The following is a 19158-nucleotide window of genomic DNA, read 5'->3' on the forward strand; positions in this document are numbered from 1 at the left end:
GCGCAGGGTTTTACAGTAATAAGGGAAGGGTTGCGCTCGCGGTTTGCTGGCTAACGTCACTGTAGTGAGCATCAATCGCAATCAGGGAAGTGGTAAGCAACTCGACCAGTAACATTACGCCAACTTTAGCATTGAGCGCACCCGCGCTGAGGGGGCCTTCCGGTTTTGCGGCAACCAGCTGTATATCGCTAAGCGAAGCCAGCGGGCTGCGGGGCGTATTGCTGAGCGCTAACACCTTAACGCCGCGTTTGCGTGCAAGTTTTACGACGTGGAGTAAATCCCGCGTTGAACCTGAACTGGAGATGGCGACCACCAGCGTTTGTGCAGAAAGCGTTGTCGCATTCATGGCAGCACGATGCATATCGCTAAACAGCTGCGCGGGTTTGCCGAGCCGCAACAGCTTGTAATGCAAATACTCACCGAGGATCGCGCTGGCCGCCACGCCATAAATTTGCACGGCGTGTGCCTGATGCAGTGCCTGAGCGGCCTGTTCCAGCAGCGCTCTGTCGAGCAGCCTGGCGGTGTCCTGCAACGCCTGAACAGACTCATCGACCACGTTATCAATATCGTCTCCGGCCGCGCGTGCAGGCTGGCCCTGCTGGATATCCAGCGCCAGTGCCATCTTGAATTCGTTATAGCCTTTGCAGCCGAGCGTCCGGCAAAGACGCGTTACGCTGGCTTCACTGGTGTGGCTCTCCCGTGCCAGTTCGGTGATCGTCAGGTAGAGCACCCGGGCAGGATCGTTGAGCACAAACTCGCCCAGTTTTTTTTGCGTGGGGCTGTACCCGGAGGCCTCCTGGCGCAGCTTCAGCAGCAGGTTTTCATGGTCTGACATGCTAGATCCTTAATGCGTTTCTCTGCGTCCTAGTGTGGCGGAAAGCGGGGCAGGGATGCCAGTCATTTCGAAAAAGTATGATCGTCCTCCTGGTTTTTGGTGGTAATTTTCACTAACAACAATAATTATGGTAAAAATTTTCATCGTTAACAGAGGGGATGAAAAAATGATGCAAATGTTCAGTGGTGCTTCGTCCGGCGGATGGTTTGAAAAAGCGCAGCGCTTTGGCAAATCCTTTATGTTGCCCATCGCCGTGTTGCCTGCGGCGGGTCTGCTGCTGGGGATTGGCGGCGCGTTATCGAATCCCAATACGCTTACGGCATATCCGTTTTTAGATGTGGGCTGGTTACAGGCTATTTTCACCATCATGAGCAGTGCCGGTTCGATTGTATTCGCGAATCTGTCGGTGCTGTTTGCCGTTGGGGTCGCCGTCGGGCTGGCAAAAAATGATAAAGGTACGGCAGGGCTGGCGGCGTTACTCGCGTTTCTGGTCATGAATGCCACCATTAACGCACTGCTGATCCTCACCGGAAAACTGGCGCACGAGAATCCGGGGGCGGTCGGGCAAGGCATGACGCTGGGGATCCAGACGCTGGAGACCGGCGTATTTGGTGGGGTGGTCATTGGTCTTGTGACCTGCGCGCTGCATCATCGGTTTAATAAAATTGCGCTGCCACAATTCCTGGGATTCTTTGGCGGCTCACGCTTTGTGCCGATTATCAGCTCCCTGGCTGCGATCCTGGTCGGAGCCTTAATGACCGTAGTCTGGCCACATTTCCAGAAGCTGATCTTTGGTCTGGGCGGGCTGGTGGATGCGACCGGTTATCTGGGAACACTGCTGTACGGCTTCATTTTGCGCATGCTGGGCCCGTTCGGTTTACACCATATCTTCTATCTTCCGTTCTGGACCACCGCGCTTGGCGGCAGCGAGATCGTCAACGGGCAACTGGTTGAAGGCACGCAGCGGATCTTCTTTGCCCAGCTGGCCGATCCCTCGACGCGCCAGTTTTATGAAGGGACGTCGCGTTTCATGTCCGGGCGCTTTATCACAATGATGTTTGGTTTGCTCGGGGCCTGCCTTGCGATGTATCACACGGCTAAACCGGAGAACAAAAAACGCGTCGCGGGCTTGCTGCTTTCAGCGGCATTAACCTCCTTCCTTACGGGGATCACCGAGCCCATCGAGTTCTCCTTCCTGTTTGTCGCGCCGGTGCTGTACGTCATTCACGCGATTTTCGACGGGCTGGCGTTTATGCTCGCGCATATTTTACACATCACCATTGGGCAGACCTTCTCCGGTGGTTTTATCGACTTCGTACTGTTCGGCATTTTGCAGGGGGAGGCCAAAACCCACTGGATGTTAGTGCCGCTGGTGGGCGTACCGTGGTTCTTCCTCTACTACTTCACGTTCCGCTATCTGATTAATCGCTTTGATTTTGCCACGCCGGGTCGGGAAAAAGAGCCGATGGCCAATGAAGTGACCTTTGCGCAGAGCGAGCGCGCAGCGGCGGTGATCGCGGGACTGGGCGGAAAAGGCAATCTGGAAGAAGTGGACTGCTGCGCCACGCGTCTTCGCGTCACGGTCAAAGACGGCAGCAAAGTGAATGACGCGGCGCTGAAAGCCACCGGCGCGCGCGGCGTGATTGTGCGCGGGAACGGCGTTCAGGTCATTTATGGCCCGCATGTCACGATTATCAAAAACGAAGTGGAAGAGATCTTATCGTAATGAAAACTGTACTGGATACCCTGAAGGGAAAACTGGTCGTCTCCTGTCAGGCGCTGGAGAATGAACCGCTGCATAGCCCGTTTATTATGTCGCGGATGGCGCTGGCCGCACAGCAAGGAGGGGCCGCGGCCATCCGTGCCAACAGCGTGGTGGATATCGAGGCGATAAAAGAGCAGGTCACGCTGCCGGTTATCGGCATCATCAAGCGGGAGTATCCCGGCAGCGCGGTGTTTATCACCGCGACGATGAAAGAGGTGGATGAACTGATGACCGTCTCCCCGGAAATCATTGCGCTTGACGCGACCAACAGGGCGCGGCCTGGCGGGGAGTCTCTGGCAACGCTGGTATCGCGCATTCGGACCCGTTACCCTTCGGTGCTGCTTATGGCTGATATAGCCACTGTTGATGAGGCCGTCACGGCGCAGGCGCTGGGATTTGATTGTGTCGGGACCACGCTTTACGGCTATACCGCGCAGACCACCGGACACGCCTTACCCGAGGATGACTGTCAGTTTCTGAAAGCGGTACTGGCAGCCGTCACGGTACCGGTGGTGGCCGAAGGTAACGTGGACACCCCGGAACGCGCCGCCAGATGTCTGGCGTTGGGGGCGCACATGGTGGTGGTGGGTGGGGCAATCACCCGCCCGCAGCAGATTACCGGGCGTTTTATGGCGGCAATTGACGCGCAAAGCACCGATCGAGCATGACCATCTCACGGGGATCTGCGATACTTATCGTTTATCCCCTTAACTGAGATGACTATGCAGTACCCGATTAACGAGATGTTCCAGACCCTGCAAGGCGAGGGTTACTTTACCGGCGTTCCCGCTATTTTTATTCGTTTACAGGGATGCCCGGTTGGCTGTGCCTGGTGTGATACCAAACATACGTGGGATAAACTCGCAGATCGGGAAGTGTCACTGTTCAGTGTTCTGGCGAAAACCAAAGAGAGCGATAAGTGGGGCGCAGCCAGTGCGGAAGATCTGCTGGCCATTATTGGTCGCCAGGGCTGGACGGCGCGCCACGTGGTGATCACCGGGGGCGAACCCTGCATCCACGATCTGACGCCGCTGACCGAACTGCTCGAAAAGAACGGCTACAGCTGCCAGATTGAAACCAGCGGCACCCATGAAGTGCGCTGCTCCCATACCACCTGGGTGACGGTATCGCCTAAAGTGAACATGCGCGGCGGCTACGACGTCCTTTCTCAGGCGCTGGAACGTGCTGATGAGATTAAACACCCGGTAGGGCGAGTACGGGATATCGAAGCGCTGGATGAACTGCTGGCCACGCTGACCGATGAAAAACAGCGCGTGATTGCGCTGCAGCCGATTAGCCAGAAAGAAGACGCCACGCGCCTGTGCATTGAAACCTGTATCGCGCGTAACTGGCGCCTGTCGATGCAGACGCACAAATACCTGAATATTGCCTAAAAAAAGCCCGGTGGCGCTCGCGCTTACCGGGCCTACGGTTCGAGGCTTTTGTCGGCCGGGTAAGGCGAAGCCGCCACCCGGCAAGTATCACTCGCCGCGATACACGCAGCCTGCCGTGCAGGTCTCTTTGATCATCACTGCGCTCAGCAGTGGCACCAGCGGTTTCATCTGATCCCAAATCCATTTTGCCAGCACTTCGCTGGTCGGGTTTTCAAGTCCCGGGATATCGTTCAGGTAATAGTGATCCAGACGATCGTACGTTGGCTTAAATGCTGCCTTCAGCTCAGCAAAGTCCATGATCCAACCGGTATGCGGATCAACTTCACCGGTGATCTCAAGACGCACCATAAACGAATGCCCGTGCAGACGGCCGCATTTATGCCCCTCAGGAACATGCGGAAGGTGGTGGGCGGCTTCGAAGGTGAAATCTTTAAACAGTGTGGTGGACATGATCGCTCTCAGTAATGCGGAAAAAACCGCCGCATAGTACCGGAAAGCACAATTTTTAGCATTAACTAAAACGGCCTTTACCTTCACTCCGGCAAAAATGGCGCGTTGATGCCGTTTTTATCTTTAGATTACAGTGGCTTAATTTATCGCTTTTACCGTTAAGAACGATAACTAAAACAGGTTAGTCCATTTGGTTATTTATTATTTCCATCCCTTCTTTAATTGTTATTATCCTCGCCGTTAACCTTATCTTCAGTTTGGATTTATTCGCTTAAAGTCCGCTTGGCTACTGGAACATAACGACGCATGACAACACAGGCCCCACCTTCAAATTTGCTTCCCCTGAACCCGGAGCAACTGGCGCGCCTTCAGGCTGCCACCTCTGATTTTTCTCCCACCCAGCTTGCCTGGGTCTCCGGCTATTTCTGGGGAATGCTCAACCAGCAGCCTGGCGCTGTGGCTGCGGCTCCGGCAACGGCGGTAGAAATTCCTGCCATTACGCTTATCTCCGCTTCCCAGACGGGCAATGCCCGCCGCGTGGCAGAAGCGCTGCGTGACGACCTGCTGGCCGCCAAACTGAACGTGAACCTGGTGAACGCCGGGGATTATAAATTCAAACAGATCGCGTCAGAAAAACTGCTGGTGGTTGTGGCCTCAACACAGGGCGAGGGCGAACCCGCTGAAGAGGCGGTCGCGCTGCATAAATTCCTGTTCTCGAAAAAAGCGCCCAGACTCGATGGCACTGCGTTTGCCGTGTTCGGCCTGGGCGATACCTCTTATGAATTCTTCTGCCAGTCCGGTAAAGATTTCGACAGCAAACTGGCGGAGCTGGGCGCAGAGCGTCTGCTGGACCGCGTTGATGCGGATGTAGAATACCAGACTGCCGCTGCCGAATGGCGTGCGCGCATTGTTGACGTGCTGAAAGCACGCGTACCGAAAGAGACGCCAGCGCAGGCTGCGATCACCGCGACCGGCGTGGTCAACGAGATCCACACCAGCCCGTACACCAAAGAGGCACCGCTGGCAGCAAGCCTGTCGGTTAATCAAAAAATTACCGGCCGCGACTCTGAAAAAGATGTTCGCCATATCGAAATCGATCTGGGCGACTCCGGTCTGCGCTATCAGCCGGGCGATGCGTTAGGTGTCTGGTATCAAAACGATCCGGCGCTGGTCAAGGAGCTGGTTGAACTGCTGTGGCTGAAAGGCGACGAGCCTGTCACCGTCGAAGGCAAAACGCAGCCGCTCTCTGAAGCGCTGCAGTGGCACTTCGAGCTGACGGTGAATACCGCCAATATCGTTGAGAACTATGCCACCTTAACGCGTAGCGAATCGCTGCTGCCGTTAGTTGGTGATAAGGCGAAGCTGCAGCATTACGCGGCGACCACGCCAATTGTCGATATGGTGCGTTTCTCTCCGGCACAGCTGGATGCTGATGCGCTGATCGGCCTGCTGCGTCCGCTGACGCCGCGCCTGTACTCCATTGCGTCGTCGCAGGCTGAAGTCGAGAGCGAAGTCCATATCACCGTGGGGGTGGTGCGCTACGACATCGAAGGCCGCCCGCGTACGGGTGGTGCGTCAGGTTTCCTGGCTGACCGCGTGGAGGAAGAGGGTGAAGTGCGCGTCTTTATCGAGCACAACGACAACTTCCGTCTGCCGGCGAACCCGGAAACACCGGTGATTATGATTGGTCCGGGCACCGGCATTGCGCCGTTCCGCGCCTTTATGCAGCAGCGTGCGGCGGACGAGGCTCCGGGCAAAAACTGGCTGTTCTTCGGCAACCCGCACTTTACCGAAGATTTCCTCTACCAGGTTGAGTGGCAGCGCTACGTGAAAGAAGGGGTGCTGACCCGCATCGATCTGGCCTGGTCGCGCGATCAGAAAGAAAAAGTATACGTACAAGACAAACTGCGCGAACAGGGCGCAGAGCTGTGGCGCTGGATCAATGACGGTGCCCACATTTATGTCTGCGGCGACGCCAATCGCATGGCGAAAGACGTTGAGCAGACATTGCTGGAAGTGATTGCCGAATTCGGCGGTATGGATGCCGAAGCGGCGGATGAATTTTTAAGTGAGCTGCGCGTTGAGCGCCGTTATCAGCGAGATGTCTACTAATGAGCGAAAAACATCCAGGACCCCTGGTGGTCGAAGGTAAACTGACCGACGCCGAGCGCATGAAGCTGGAAAGCAACTATCTGCGCGGCACCATTGCTGAAGATCTGAATGACGGTCTCACCGGCGGTTTCAAAGGCGACAACTTTCTGCTGATCCGTTTCCACGGTATGTATCAGCAGGACGATCGCGATATCCGCGCCGAGCGTGCTGAACAGAAGCTGGAGCCGCGTCACGCGATGCTGCTGCGCTGCCGCCTGCCGGGCGGGGTGATCACCACCAAACAGTGGCAGGCGATTGATAAATTTGCCGGCGAAAACACGATTTACGGCAGCATCCGTCTGACCAACCGTCAGACCTTCCAGTTCCACGGTATTCTGAAGAAGAACGTGAAGCCGGTACACCAGATGCTCCACTCCGTCGGTCTGGACGCGCTGGCGACGGCCAACGACATGAACCGTAACGTGCTCTGCACCTCTAACCCGTATGAGTCTGAGCTGCACGCTGAAGCCTATGAGTGGGCGAAGAAGATCTCTGAGCACCTGCTGCCGCGTACCCGCGCCTATGCGGAGATCTGGCTCGATCAGGAAAAAGTGGCCACCACGGATGAAGAGCCGATCCTCGGTCAGACCTATCTGCCGCGTAAGTTCAAAACCACGGTAGTGATCCCACCGCAGAACGACATCGATCTGCACGCCAACGACATGAACTTTGTGGCGATTGCCGAAAACGGCAAGCTGGTGGGCTTTAACCTGCTGGTGGGCGGCGGTCTGTCCATTGAACACGGTAACAAGAAGACCTATGCCCGCACCGCGAGCGAGTTCGGATTCCTGCCGCTGGAGCACACGCTGGCCGTGGCGGAAGCGGTGGTTACCACCCAGCGCGACTGGGGCAACCGTACCGACCGTAAAAACGCGAAAACCAAATACACCCTGGAGCGCGTGGGCGTTGACACGTTCAAAGAGGAAGTGGAGCGTCGCGCGGGGATCAAATTTGAGCCGATCCGTCCTTATGAATTCACCGGTCGCGGCGATCGTATCGGCTGGGTCAAAGGCATCGACAATAAATGGCACCTGACGCTGTTTATTGAAAACGGGCGTATTCTGGATTATCCGGGGCGTCCGCTGAAAACCGGTCTGCTGGAAATCGCGAAGATCCATAAAGGTGAGTTCCGCATTACCGCCAACCAGAACCTGATTATTGCCGGCGTGCCGGAGAGTCAGAAGGCGAAGATCGAGAAACTGGCGCGTGACCATGGGCTGATGAATGCGGTGAAGCCGCAGCGTGAAAACTCCATGGCCTGCGTGTCGTTCCCGACCTGTCCGCTGGCGATGGCGGAAGCGGAACGTTTCCTGCCGTCCTTCACCGATAAGGTGGAAGCGATCCTGGAAAAACATGGCATTCCGGACGAGCATATTGTTATGCGTGTTACCGGTTGTCCGAACGGCTGCGGCCGCGCGATGCTGGCCGAACTGGGACTGGTGGGGAAAGCGCCGGGTCGCTATAACCTGCATCTGGGCGGCAACCGTATCGGTACACGTATTCCGCGTATGTTCCGCGAGAACATCACTGAGCCAGAAATTCTCGATTCCATCGACGAGCTTGTCGGGCGCTGGGCGAAAGAGCGCGAAGCGGGTGAAGGCTTCGGCGACTTTACGGTGCGTGCGGGCATTATTCGCCCGGTGCTCGATCCCGCAAGGGATTTCTGGGAGTAACCACGAGAGGTAATTATGTCCGTACTCGATCTAAACGCGCTTAACGCATTGCCAAAAGTCGAACGTATTCTGGCGCTCGCAGAAACTAACGCCCGGCTGGAAAAGCTCGACGCCGAAGGGCGCGTGGCGTGGGCGCTGGAAAATCTGCCGGGTGACTACGTGCTCTCGTCGAGCTTTGGCATTCAGGCGGCGGTCAGTTTGCATCTGGTGAATCAGATCCGCCCGGATATTCCGGTGATCCTCACCGATACCGGCTATCTGTTCCCGGAAACCTACCAGTTTATCGATGAGCTGACGGACAAGCTTAAGCTGAACCTGAAAGTGTACCGCGCAGAGCAGAGCGCGGCCTGGCAGGAGGCGCGCTACGGCAAACTGTGGGAGCAGGGCGTTGAGGGCATTGAGAAATACAATGAGATCAACAAAGTCGAGCCGATGAACCGTGCGCTGAAAGAGCTGAACGCGCAGACCTGGTTTGCCGGTCTTCGCCGCGAACAGTCCGGCAGCCGGGCCACGCTTCCGGTGCTGGCAGTGCAGCGCGGCGTGTTTAAAGTGCTGCCGATCATCGACTGGGATAACCGGACGGTGTACCAGTACCTGCAAAAACACGGACTGAAATACCATCCGCTGTGGGACCAGGGTTATCTGTCAGTGGGGGATACCCACACCACGCGCAAATGGGAACCGGGAATGGCGGAAGAAGAGACGCGATTCTTTGGGCTGAAGCGCGAGTGCGGGTTGCACGAAGGGTAATGATTTTTCCTCCCTCTCCCGGTGGGAGAGGGTTAGGGTGAGGGCATCAGGCCGCACGACGTCAAGCTTTCCCCGCTTTCGCCAGCTCCTTCACCAGCGGCAGCATCACTTTCACCACATCGCGGCTGCGATGCTCAATCCGCTGCGGCAACGCGCTATCAATGTGCTGCTGATTATCCAGCATCACGTTATGCCAGCTCGTGCCGTCAGGAAAGGCTTTCGTTTTCGCCCGCTGCTGATAGCCATCTTTCTTGCCCAGTGCCCAGTTTGTGGCTTCGACGTACAGCACCGGAATACCCGCTTTATCGAACACTTCGCCGTCGTTACAGCAGCCCGTTCCGCGCGGATAAGCAGGATTGCCACCCGGATTGGTTGTGGCATAGACACCATGGCTGCGCGCAATCGCCAGCGCACGGTCACGGGTCAGTTTACGCACGGTACCCGGCGTACTCTGTCCGCTATTAAAATAGAGCTTATCGCCAACGATTAAATTATCGAGGTTAATCACCAGCAGCGTATTTTTCTTCTCCTCCGCGCTCATGCGCTTAAGGAGATTCTCAGCGCCGAGTTTGCCTTCCTCTTCACCGCTGGTGGCCACAAAGCGAATACCGTATTTTGTCGGGATGTCTTTCATTCGCTCGGCCAGTTCAAGCATCACACCGAGACCTGCCGCGTTATCGTCCAGGCCCTGCAGCGTCAGCCCACCCAGATTGTTATCGGTATCGGCGTCACTCAAGGGGGCGTAGGTGTCCAGGTGCGCCATAATAATGATCTGCTCAGCCGAGCTACCTTCGTGTGCCGCAATCACCGTACTGCCGGTCACGTTATGCCAGTTTTTGGTTTTATTGCGTGAGGTATAGATGTAGCGGCTGTGAAACGACCGGATATCGCTCTGGTAGCCCATATCGGCAAACTGCTGGCGAAGATAGTCAGCGGAGAGCATTTCCGCGGGTGAGCCGGTCATGCGGCCGGGAAAAACGGTGGCAATATGCCGCGCCTGCATATTGGCGATTTCACCATACGGTTGATTTTTTGCCTGAGCCGGAAGGATAAAGCAAACGCCGAGCGCCAGGGCTGCAATACGGTGGCGCGTTGCGGAAAACATAGTGAGTCCTTAAAAACAGAGCAAAATTTTAACCCGCTTAGTATGAAACTGTGATCGCGCGGACACAATTTGAATTGCTCTTAAATGCCCGAAATTTCGCGTGTTAAGCACTTTTTGATATTTGCTTTTCCAGAGCGTTATTCCATTGAGTAACTACTCATTCCAATTCGTAATTTCATTCGGTCTAAACCGCCCCCTATAGTCCCACTATTCCTGATTTTGAGTGAGTGTGCGTTTGTGGACTATCTGCCCCTGTTTGCCGCGATAAAAGAGAGACCCGTACTGGTTGTCGGAACGGGTGAGATCGCCGATCGCAAAATCGCGTTTCTTGAGCGTGCAGGGGCGCAAGTGCGGGTCGTGGACGAGGCGGAGTTCGACGAGTCACAAATCGACAGCGTCGTGCTGGTGATTGCGGCAACGGAAGACAGCGCACTCAACCGCCGGATTTCCGACGCGGCTCAGGCCCGTCACCGGCTGGTGAACGTCGTGGACGATCAGCCGCTGTGTTCGTTTATCTTCCCGTCGATTGTCGACCGCTCGCCGCTGCTGGTGGCGATCTCCTCCGGCGGTACCGCGCCGGTGCTGGCGCGCGTGCTGCGTGAAAAGATTGAAGCGCTGTTACCCACCAGTCTCGGCCGTATGGCAGAGAAAGCGAGCTACTGGCGCAACCATCTGAAAACCCGCCTGACCAGCGTAACGGAGCGCCGTCGCTTCTGGGAGCGGGTATTCCGTGGCCGCTTTGCCAGCCTGATGCATGCCGGTAATGAAACGGCGGCGCAGCAGCTCCTGGAAGACGAACTGGATAATCCCGGCAGCACGGGCGGGGAGATCATTCTGGTGGGTGCCGGGCCGGGTGATGCCGGGTTACTGACCTTACGCGGCCTGCAGGTGCTACAGGATGCGGATGTGGTGTTCTATGACCATCTGGTCACCGATGGCGTGCGCGAGCTAATCCGTCGCGATGCCGAGCAAATCTGCGTGGGTAAACGCGCAGGCGAGCACTCGGTACCGCAGCACGATACCAATCAGATGCTGGTTGCCGCAGCAAAAGCGGGTAAAACCGTGGTGCGCCTGAAAGGGGGCGATCCGTTCATCTTTGGTCGCGGTGGCGAAGAGCTGCAGGCGGCCGCCGAAGCGGGCGTACCGTTCCAGGTGGTGCCGGGCATTACGGCGGCCTCCGCGGTAACGGCCTATGCCGGTATTCCGCTTACGCACCGCGATTACGCCCAGAGCGTGACCTTTGTGACTGGCCATTATAAGGCCGACAGCACGCCGTTTGACTGGTCGCATCTGGCACAGAGCCGACAGACGCTGGCTATTTATATGGGCACGATGAAGGCGGCGGATATCAGTGAACAACTTATTCAGCACGGTCGCGAGGCGACAACGCCGGTGGCTGTCATTTCTCGCGGCACCCGCGTCGATCAGCGTGTGGTGACCGGTACGCTACAAGACCTTGCAATCCTGGCGAAAGACGCCCCGATGCCCGCGCTTATCGTGGTGGGCGAAGTGGTACAGCTGCACAGCACGCTCGCCTGGTTTCAACATACAACAGACTCAGAGGGGTTTGGCTCCTCTGTGGTGAATCTGGCTTAAGGAACGGTTATGGACCAAAAACGACTTACTCACCTGCGACAGCTCGAAGCGGAAAGTATCCATATTATCCGCGAAGTGGCCGCCGAGTTCTCTAACCCGGTGATGATGTACTCCATCGGCAAAGATTCCAGCGTGATGCTGCATCTGGCGCGTAAAGCGTTTTATCCGGGCACGCTGCCGTTCCCGCTGCTGCATGTTGATACCGGCTGGAAATTCCGTGAGATGTACGAGTTCCGCGACCGTACCGCCAAAGCCTACGGCTGTGAGCTGCTGGTGCATAAAAACCCGGAAGGGGTGGCGATGGGCATTAACCCGTTTGTTCACGGCAGCGCTAAACACACCGACATCATGAAAACCGAAGGGCTGAAGCAGGCGCTAAACAAGTACGGTTTTGACGCCGCTTTCGGCGGCGCGCGCCGTGACGAGGAGAAATCCCGCGCCAAAGAGCGTATTTATTCCTTCCGTGACCGCTTCCACCGCTGGGATCCGAAAAACCAGCGTCCCGAGCTGTGGCACAACTACAACGGCCAGATCAACAAAGGCGAAAGCATTCGCGTCTTCCCGCTCTCCAACTGGACCGAGCTGGATATCTGGCAGTACATCTATCTGGAAAATATCGAAATCGTTCCGCTTTACCTGGCGGCTGAGCGCCCGGTGCTGGAGCGCGACGGCATGCTGATGATGATCGATGACGATCGTATCGACCTGCAGCCTGGGGAAGTGATCAAAAAACAGATGGTGCGTTTCCGTACTCTCGGCTGCTGGCCGCTGACCGGCGCGGTGGAGTCCAACGCGCAAACGCTGCCAGAGATCATCGAAGAGATGCTGGTATCGACCACCAGCGAGCGACAGGGCCGCGTCATTGACCGCGACCAGGCAGGCTCGATGGAACTGAAGAAACGTCAGGGTTATTTCTAAGGAGCCGCCATGAACACCACGATTGCCCAACAAATTGCCAATGAAGGCGGCGTAGAAGCATACCTGCATGCGCAACAACACAAGAGCCTGCTGCGCTTTCTGACCTGCGGTAGCGTTGATGACGGTAAAAGCACGCTGATTGGTCGTCTGCTGCACGACACGCGTCAGATCTATGAAGACCAGCTCTCTTCCCTGCATAACGACAGCAAACGTCATGGTACCCAGGGCGAAAAGCTCGACCTGGCGCTGCTGGTGGACGGCCTGCAGGCGGAGCGCGAGCAGGGCATCACCATTGATGTTGCGTATCGCTATTTCTCCACCGAGAAGCGCAAATTTATTATTGCCGACACGCCGGGGCATGAGCAGTACACCCGCAACATGGCCACCGGTGCATCAACCTGTGAGCTGGCGATCCTGCTCATCGATGCCCGTAAAGGCGTGCTGGATCAAACCCGTCGTCACAGCTTCATCTCCACGCTGCTGGGGATCAAACACCTGGTGGTGGCGGTGAACAAAATGGATCTGGTGAACTTCAGCGAAGAGACGTTTGAGGAGATCCGCCAGAGCTACCTGACCTTTGCTGAACAGCTACCGGGTAACCTCGATATCCGCTTTGTACCGCTCTCCGCGCTGGAAGGGGACAACGTCGCCTCCCAGAGCGCCAACATGCCGTGGTACAGCGGCCCGACGCTGCTGGAAGTGCTGGAAACGGTTGAAATTCAGCGCGTGGTGGATACCCAGCCAATGCGCTTCCCGGTGCAGTACGTTAACCGCCCGAACCTCGATTTTCGCGGCTTCTCCGGCACAATCGCTTCTGGCTCCGTCACGGTGGGGCAGCGCGTCAAAGTGTTGCCGTCCGGTGTGGAATCGTCCATTGCCCGTATCGTCACCTTTGATGGCGATCTGCAGGAAGCCGGCGCCGGTGAAGCGGTAACGCTGGTGCTGAAAGATGAGATTGATATCAGCCGCGGCGATCTGCTGGTGGATGCGCACGAAACGCTGGCAGCGGTGCAGGGTGCTGCTGTGGATGTGGTGTGGATGGCTGAACAGCCGCTGACGGCAGGTCAAAGCTACGACATCAAAATTGCCGGTAAGAAAACACGCGCCCGCGTGGACGGTATTCAGTTCCAGGTGGACATCAATAATCTGACCCAGCGTGAAGTGAGCGAGTTGCCGTTGAACGGTATCGGCCTGGTGGATCTCACCTTTGACGAGCCGCTGGTGCTGGACAAATACCAGCAAAACCCGGTAACGGGAGGGCTTATCTTTATCGATCGCCTGACCAACGTCACCGTCGGTGCTGGCATGGTGCGCGAGCCTAATCAACAGGCGACAGCGGTGTCGGAATTCAGCGCCTTTGAGCTTGAACTGAATGCGCTGGTGCGTAAGCACTTCCCGCACTGGGGTGCGCGCGATCTGCTGGGAGGCAAGTAATGGCCGCCCATGATGAGAACGTCGTCTGGCATCCTCATCCGGTCACCGTCGCTCAGCGCGAGCAACTCCACGGTCACCGTGGGGTTGTGCTGTGGTTTACCGGGCTGTCCGGCTCCGGTAAATCGACGGTTGCGGGGGCGCTGGAAGAGGCATTGCATCAGCAGGGCGTAAGCACCTACCTGCTGGACGGCGACAACGTGCGTCACGGCCTGTGCAGTGATTTGGGCTTCAGCGATGAGGATCGCAAAGAGAATATCCGTCGGGTTGGGGAAGTCGCCAGCCTGATGGCGGATGCCGGGCTGGTGGTGCTGACCGCGTTTATCTCGCCTCACCGCGCCGAGCGCCAGATGGTGCGCGAGCGCGTCGGTCAGGATCGTTTTATCGAGGTGTTTGTCGATACGCCGCTGGAAATCTGTGAAGCGCGCGATCCGAAAGGGCTGTATAAAAAAGCCCGCGCGGGTGAACTGCGAAACTTCACCGGCATCGACTCGGTCTACGAAGCGCCTGAATCCCCTGAGATTCACCTGGAAGGTCAACAATTGGTAACAAATTTAGTAAGCCAATTATTAGACCTGCTCAGACGGGACGATATTATCAGATCCTGAGACGGTATCGTTCGGGAGCTGTCTCCCCGAACGATGAGTCACGGTCACAGGATTAGCTATGCGCAACAGTGAAAACTACATGATTACCACCGGGTCGGATCCGATAGCGACCGACGACGAGACGACCTGGTCATTTCCCGGGGCCTTCGTCGGCTTCGTCTCGTGGTTGCTGGCGCTGGGCATCCCGTTTCTCATCTACGGCGGTAACACGCTGTTCTTCTTTCTCTACACCTGGCCCTTCTTCCTGGCGCTGATGCCCGTGGCGGTTGTCGTCGGCATTGCCCTGCATTCGCTGCTTAACGGCAAACTGCTTTACAGTACCGTTGTCACGATTGTGACGGTGGTCCTGATGTTTGGTCTGTTATTTTTGTGGCTCATGGGCTAACTTCAGCCATAATTCAAACCGTAACCAACTGTGTGACGATATTGTGCAGGGCGATTCTGCGGAAAAAATGTGGTACATTTGCCCGCGATGTTGCGGCATCTCTGTTACTCCGGCATAGAGCGCCGGGGGCGTTGTGGGATGAAGATGCCGTTTTTCAGGGGGCAGGATGGGTAAACTAACGCTGCTGTTGCTGGCTTTGCTGATCTGGCTGCAATATTCGCTGTGGTTCGGTAAGAACGGACTGCACGACTATAGCCGGGTAAGCGATGACGTCGCGGCTCAGCAGGCAACAAACGCCAAACTTAAGGCGCGAAACGATCAACTCTTTGCTGAAATTGATGACCTCAATGGCGGGCAAGAGGCGATTGAGGAACGCGCACGCAATGAACTCAGTATGACTAAGCCGGGCGAAACCTTTTATCGTCTGGTTCCGGATGCGTCTAAACGCAATCAGGGCTCAGCACAGAACAATCGATAATCAGGCCCAGGATTACGACATGGCAGTGACTTTTTCGGACGTATGCGCCGTGGTGCCGGCCGCGGGTTTTGGCCGGCGCATGCAGACAGAATGTCCCAAGCAATACCTCTCTATTGGCGATAAAACGATCCTCGAACACGCTGTGGCGGCGCTGCTGGCGCATCCCCGAGTGACGCGCGTGATCATCGCTATCAGTCCGGGCGATGCCCGATTCGCACAGTTACCGCTGGCACATCATCCGCAGATCACCGTCGTTGATGGCGGCGCCGAGCGCGCCAATTCCGTACTGGCGGGCATCCAGGCCGCCGGCGATGCCCAATGGGTGCTGGTCCACGACGCTGCGCGCCCGTGTCTGCATCAGGACGATCTTGCGCGCCTGCTGGCGCTAAGTGAAACCAGTAAAGTCGGTGGCATTCTGGCCGCCCCGGTTCGCGACACCATGAAGCGCGCTGAGCCGGGTAAACAGGCTATCGCCCATACCGTTGAACGTGTCGATTTATGGCACGCGCTGACGCCACAATTTTTCCCCCGTGAATTACTCCACGACTGCTTAACGCGGGCGCTTACGGAAGGTGCGACCATAACGGACGAAGCCTCTGCGCTGGAGTATTGCGGTTTCCACCCAACGCTTGTTGAAGGGCGCGCTGATAATATAAAAGTGACGCGTCCGGAAGATTTACAGCTCGCGGAATTTTATCTTACCCGTTCGACCCATCAGGAGAAGGCATAATGCGAATTGGACACGGTTTTGATGTACACGCCTTTGGAGGCGTTGGCCCAATTATCATTGGCGGCGTGCGCATTCCGTATGAAAAAGGGCTGCTGGCGCATTCTGATGGCGACGTGGCGTTACACGCCTTAACCGACGCCTTACTGGGCGCGGCGGCGCTGGGCGATATCGGCAAGCTGTTCCCGGACACCGATCCGGCGTTTAAAGGGGCAGACAGCCGTGCGCTGTTGCGTGAAGCCTGGCGCCGTATTCAGGCGAAGGGCTACACCCTGGGTAACGTCGATGTGACGATCATCGCCCAGGCCCCCAAAATGCTGCCGCATATTCCTCAGATGCGCGTATTTATCGCTGAAGATCTGGGTTGCCATATGGATGACGTTAACGTTAAAGCGACCACCACCGAGAAACTGGGCTTTACCGGTCGCGGCGAAGGCATCGCCTGCGAAGCCGTGGCGCTGCTGGTGAAGGCGAGCAAATGACCGATTTTGACAACCTGACCTACCGGCACGGTAAACCGCAGGGGAGTGGGCTGCTGAAAGCCAGCCCCGAAGATTTCGTGGTCGTGGAAGATTTGGGCTTTGAGCCGGACGGCGAAGGCGAGCATATCCTGGTGCGCATCCTCAAAAATGGCTGCAATACCCGCTTTGTGGCCGATGCGCTGGCGAAATTCCTCAAAATCCATGCCCGCGAAGTGAGCTTCGCGGGACAAAAAGACAAACACGCGGTCACCGAACAGTGGCTTTGCGCGCGCGTTCCCGGTAATGCGATGCCTGATTTAAGCAAATTTGAGCTTGAGGGCTGTAAGGTGCTGGAGTACGTGCGCCACAAGCGCAAACTGCGTCTGGGGGCGTTGAAAGGTAACAACTTTACTCTGGTGTTGCGTGAAGTGACCGACCGTGACGACGTGGAAAAGCGTCTGCAGGCCATTAATGACCACGGCGTGCCGAACTACTTTGGTGCGCAGCGCTTTGGTATCGGCGGCAGTAACCTGCAGGGCGCACTGCGCTGGGCGCAAAGCGATGCGCCGGTGCGTGACAGGAATAAACGCAGTTTTTGGTTGTCGGCGGCCCGCAGTGCGTTGTTTAATCAGATCGTAAGCGAACGGCTGAAAAAACCGGACGCGAATCAAGTTGTTGTCGGCGATGCGCTACAATTAGCGGGACGCGGCAGCTGGTTTGTGGCAACGGCTGACGAAATGGCCGATGTTCAGTCGCGTGTGGACGCCAAAACGCTGATGATCACCGCGGCCTTGCCTGGCTCGGGCGACTGGGGTACGCAGGGTGACGCGCTGGCCGCGGAGCAGGCAGCCGTTGCCGAAGCGCAGGAATTACAATCATTGCTGGTGCGGGAAAAAGTCGAAGCAGCACGCCGGGCGATGTTGCTCTACCCGCAGCAGTTAAGCTGGAACTGGTGGGATGACGTAACCGTTGAGTTACGCTTCTGGCTACCGGCAGGTAGCTTTGCCACCAGTGTTGTCAGGGAACTTATCAACACGTCGGGTGATTATGCGAATATTGCTGAGTAACGATGACGGGATCCATGCGCCAGGCATTCAGACGCTGGCGAAACACCTTCGCGAATTTGCGGATGTGCAGGTCGTGGCTCCCGATCGTAACCGCAGTGGAGCGTCTAACTCATTGACGCTGGAGTCGTCGCTTCGCACCTTTACCTTTGAAAATGGCGATATTGCCGTGCAGATGGGCACGCCGACGGACTGTGTGTTTCTGGGTGTGAATGCGCTGATGCGCCCGCGCCCGGATATTGTCGTTTCCGGGATTAACGCCGGGCCGAATCTTGGCGATGACGTGATCTACTCCGGAACCGTGGCGGCCGCAATGGAAGGCCGTCATCTTGGGTTTCCGGCGCTGGCGGTGTCGCTAAACGGTCACACCCACTACGACACCGCAGCCGTGGTGACCTGTTCTATCCTGCGGGCGCTGAACCGTGAACCGCTGCGCACCGGGCGTATTCTTAATATCAACGTGCCGGATCTCCCGCTGAATGAAATCAAGGGCATTCGCGTCACGCGTTGCGGAAGCCGTCATCCGGCCGATCAGGTTATCCCGCAACAGGATCCGCGCGGCAATACGCTTTACTGGATTGGCCCTCCTGGCGATAAGTGCGATGCGGGGCCGGATACCGACTTTGCTGCCGTGGATGAAGGCTATGTCTCGGTGACGCCACTGCACGTAGATTTAACCGCGTATAGCGCGCATGATGTGGTGTCGGGCTGGCTTGATCGCGCAGGAGTGAACGCGCAATGGTAAGCAAACGTGTACAAACTCTTCTGGAACAACTTCGCGCACAGGGGATCCGCGACGAGCATGTGCTGCATGCGCTCGCCCAGGTTCCGCGTGAGAAATTTGTAGATGAGGCGTTTGAACACAAAGCGTGGGAGAACGTGGCGTTGCCCATCGGGCAAGGCCAGACGATTTCGCAGCCCTACATGGTGGCACGCATGACGGAGCTGCTGGAGCTCACCCCCGACTCCCGCGTGCTGGAGATTGGCACCGGGTCCGGTTATCAGACAGCGATTCTGGCGCATCTGGTGCATCATGTGTGCTCCGTCGAGCGGATCAAAGGTTTACAGTGGCAGGCGCGTCGTCGCCTGAAACAACTTGATTTACACAATGTTTCGACACGACACGGTGATGGATGGCAGGGTTGGCAGGCTCGCGCCCCGTTTGACGCAATCATCGTGACGGCCGCTCCACCTGAGATCCCTGCGGCCCTGTTGTCGCAGCTGGATGAGGGGGGCATTCTTGTTCTGCCTGTTGGCGATGAGCAGCAGCTGCTGAAGCGCGTTCGTCGACGTGGCGACGAGTTTATTATCGATACCGTAGAAGCCGTGCGCTTTGTGCCTCTGGTAAAGGGGGAACTGGCCTAAGA

At 56.9% G+C, this 19158-nt stretch carries 20 protein-coding genes; 17 read left to right on the plus strand and 3 right to left on the minus strand.

Translation table 11 applies throughout. From position 1 onward, the window contains the following. Nucleotides 1-10: 10 nt before the first annotated feature. Entirely contained in the window at nucleotides 11-835 is an 825-nt protein-coding gene (locus tag NQ842_RS05865) for a MurR/RpiR family transcriptional regulator (RefSeq protein ID WP_046889028.1), read from the minus strand. Nucleotides 836-1001: 166 nt separating this feature from the next. Here NQ842_RS05865 and NQ842_RS05870 point away from each other — a divergent pair, with 166 nt between their 5' ends. Genes NQ842_RS05870 through queE form a run of 3 tightly spaced genes read left to right on the plus strand, consistent with a single transcriptional unit; the run spans nucleotide 1002 to nucleotide 3994 of the window. Then, complete coding sequence (locus tag NQ842_RS05870; RefSeq protein ID WP_096927755.1) at nucleotides 1002-2561, plus strand: maltose/glucose-specific PTS transporter subunit IIC; 1560 nt, start codon at nucleotides 1002-1004, stop codon at nucleotides 2559-2561. Then, nucleotides 2561-3268: an N-acetylmannosamine-6-phosphate 2-epimerase gene (locus tag NQ842_RS05875; protein ID WP_014833089.1), complete on the plus strand. Its 708-nt coding sequence runs from the start codon at nucleotides 2561-2563 to the stop codon at nucleotides 3266-3268. Before NQ842_RS05870 ends, NQ842_RS05875 begins: the two co-directional genes overlap by 1 nt. Before the next feature lie 54 nt (nucleotides 3269-3322). Continuing rightward, the gene (gene queE / locus NQ842_RS05880; RefSeq protein WP_014833088.1) at nucleotides 3323-3994 is read left to right on the plus strand and encodes a 7-carboxy-7-deazaguanine synthase QueE; all 672 of its coding nucleotides are present in this window, start codon (nucleotides 3323-3325) and stop codon (nucleotides 3992-3994) included. 87 nt (nucleotides 3995-4081) lie between these two features. On the opposite strand, the gene queD is transcribed toward queE, so the two are convergent. Beyond that, nucleotides 4082-4444, minus strand: a complete 363-nt coding sequence (gene queD, locus NQ842_RS05885; RefSeq protein WP_010434567.1) for a 6-carboxytetrahydropterin synthase QueD — start codon at nucleotides 4442-4444, stop codon at nucleotides 4082-4084. 306 nt (nucleotides 4445-4750) lie between these two features. Here queD and cysJ point away from each other — a divergent pair, with 306 nt between their 5' ends. From cysJ to cysH, 3 genes are read left to right on the plus strand one after another with little or no spacing between them, the layout of a single operon-like run. Further along, on the plus strand, nucleotides 4751-6556 hold the full coding sequence (gene cysJ / locus NQ842_RS05890; RefSeq protein ID WP_014833087.1) for an NADPH-dependent assimilatory sulfite reductase flavoprotein subunit: 1806 nt from the start codon (nucleotides 4751-4753) through the stop codon (nucleotides 6554-6556). Beyond that, nucleotides 6556-8268 (plus strand): assimilatory sulfite reductase (NADPH) hemoprotein subunit, encoded by a 1713-nt coding sequence (gene cysI, locus NQ842_RS05895; protein WP_014833086.1) that lies wholly within the window; start codon nucleotides 6556-6558, stop codon nucleotides 8266-8268. Before cysJ ends, cysI begins: the two co-directional genes overlap by 1 nt. Nucleotides 8269-8283: 15 nt before the next feature. Then, the gene (gene cysH, locus NQ842_RS05900) at nucleotides 8284-9018 is read left to right on the plus strand and encodes a phosphoadenosine phosphosulfate reductase (protein WP_014833085.1); all 735 of its coding nucleotides are present in this window, start codon (nucleotides 8284-8286) and stop codon (nucleotides 9016-9018) included. Between the two features lie 61 nt (nucleotides 9019-9079). Here cysH and NQ842_RS05905 read toward each other — a convergent pair whose 3' ends face one another. After that, complete coding sequence (locus NQ842_RS05905; protein ID WP_014833084.1) at nucleotides 9080-10123, minus strand: aminopeptidase; 1044 nt, start codon at nucleotides 10121-10123, stop codon at nucleotides 9080-9082. Between the two features lie 246 nt (nucleotides 10124-10369). Here NQ842_RS05905 and cysG point away from each other — a divergent pair, with 246 nt between their 5' ends. From cysG to NQ842_RS05960, 11 genes are all read left to right on the plus strand, one after another. Further along, on the plus strand, nucleotides 10370-11719 hold the full coding sequence (gene cysG / locus NQ842_RS05910; protein WP_172666385.1) for a siroheme synthase CysG: 1350 nt from the start codon (nucleotides 10370-10372) through the stop codon (nucleotides 11717-11719). Between the two features lie 9 nt (nucleotides 11720-11728). Next, nucleotides 11729-12637, plus strand: coding sequence for a sulfate adenylyltransferase subunit CysD (gene cysD / locus NQ842_RS05915; protein ID WP_008499613.1), 909 nt, complete (start codon nucleotides 11729-11731; stop codon nucleotides 12635-12637). A 9-nt stretch (nucleotides 12638-12646) separates the two neighbouring features. Further along, nucleotides 12647-14071, plus strand: coding sequence for a sulfate adenylyltransferase subunit CysN (gene cysN / locus NQ842_RS05920; RefSeq protein ID WP_050860306.1), 1425 nt, complete (start codon nucleotides 12647-12649; stop codon nucleotides 14069-14071). Further along, on the plus strand, nucleotides 14071-14676 hold the full coding sequence (cysC, locus tag NQ842_RS05925; RefSeq protein ID WP_013098503.1) for an adenylyl-sulfate kinase: 606 nt from the start codon (nucleotides 14071-14073) through the stop codon (nucleotides 14674-14676). The genes cysN and cysC overlap by 1 nt, the downstream gene beginning before the upstream one ends. A 58-nt stretch (nucleotides 14677-14734) precedes the next feature. Beyond that, a complete protein-coding gene (locus NQ842_RS05930; RefSeq protein ID WP_013098502.1) occupies nucleotides 14735-15061 on the plus strand; it encodes a DUF3561 family protein in 327 nt (108 codons plus the stop codon). A 166-nt stretch (nucleotides 15062-15227) separates the two neighbouring features. Then, nucleotides 15228-15539, plus strand: coding sequence for a cell division protein FtsB (gene ftsB / locus NQ842_RS05935; RefSeq protein ID WP_008499609.1), 312 nt, complete (start codon nucleotides 15228-15230; stop codon nucleotides 15537-15539). 19 nt (nucleotides 15540-15558) lie between these two features. Further along, a complete protein-coding gene (gene ispD / locus NQ842_RS05940; protein ID WP_063426794.1) occupies nucleotides 15559-16269 on the plus strand; it encodes a 2-C-methyl-D-erythritol 4-phosphate cytidylyltransferase in 711 nt (236 codons plus the stop codon). Further along, on the plus strand, nucleotides 16269-16748 hold the full coding sequence (gene ispF / locus NQ842_RS05945) for a 2-C-methyl-D-erythritol 2,4-cyclodiphosphate synthase (protein WP_013098499.1): 480 nt from the start codon (nucleotides 16269-16271) through the stop codon (nucleotides 16746-16748). Before ispD ends, ispF begins: the two co-directional genes overlap by 1 nt. Further along, nucleotides 16745-17794, plus strand: coding sequence for a tRNA pseudouridine(13) synthase TruD (gene truD, locus NQ842_RS05950; protein WP_014833080.1), 1050 nt, complete (start codon nucleotides 16745-16747; stop codon nucleotides 17792-17794). Before ispF ends, truD begins: the two co-directional genes overlap by 4 nt. Then, nucleotides 17775-18536 (plus strand): 5'/3'-nucleotidase SurE, encoded by a 762-nt coding sequence (gene surE / locus NQ842_RS05955; RefSeq protein ID WP_014833079.1) that lies wholly within the window; start codon nucleotides 17775-17777, stop codon nucleotides 18534-18536. The genes truD and surE overlap by 20 nt, the downstream gene beginning before the upstream one ends. Further along, nucleotides 18530-19156 (plus strand): protein-L-isoaspartate(D-aspartate) O-methyltransferase, encoded by a 627-nt coding sequence (locus NQ842_RS05960; RefSeq protein WP_014833078.1) that lies wholly within the window; start codon nucleotides 18530-18532, stop codon nucleotides 19154-19156. Before surE ends, NQ842_RS05960 begins: the two co-directional genes overlap by 7 nt. Nucleotides 19157-19158 lie beyond the last annotated feature (2 nt).

The organism is Enterobacter cloacae complex sp. R_G8 (genome assembly GCF_024599795.1).
Classification (GTDB): Bacteria; Pseudomonadota; Gammaproteobacteria; order Enterobacterales; family Enterobacteriaceae; genus Enterobacter; species Enterobacter dissolvens.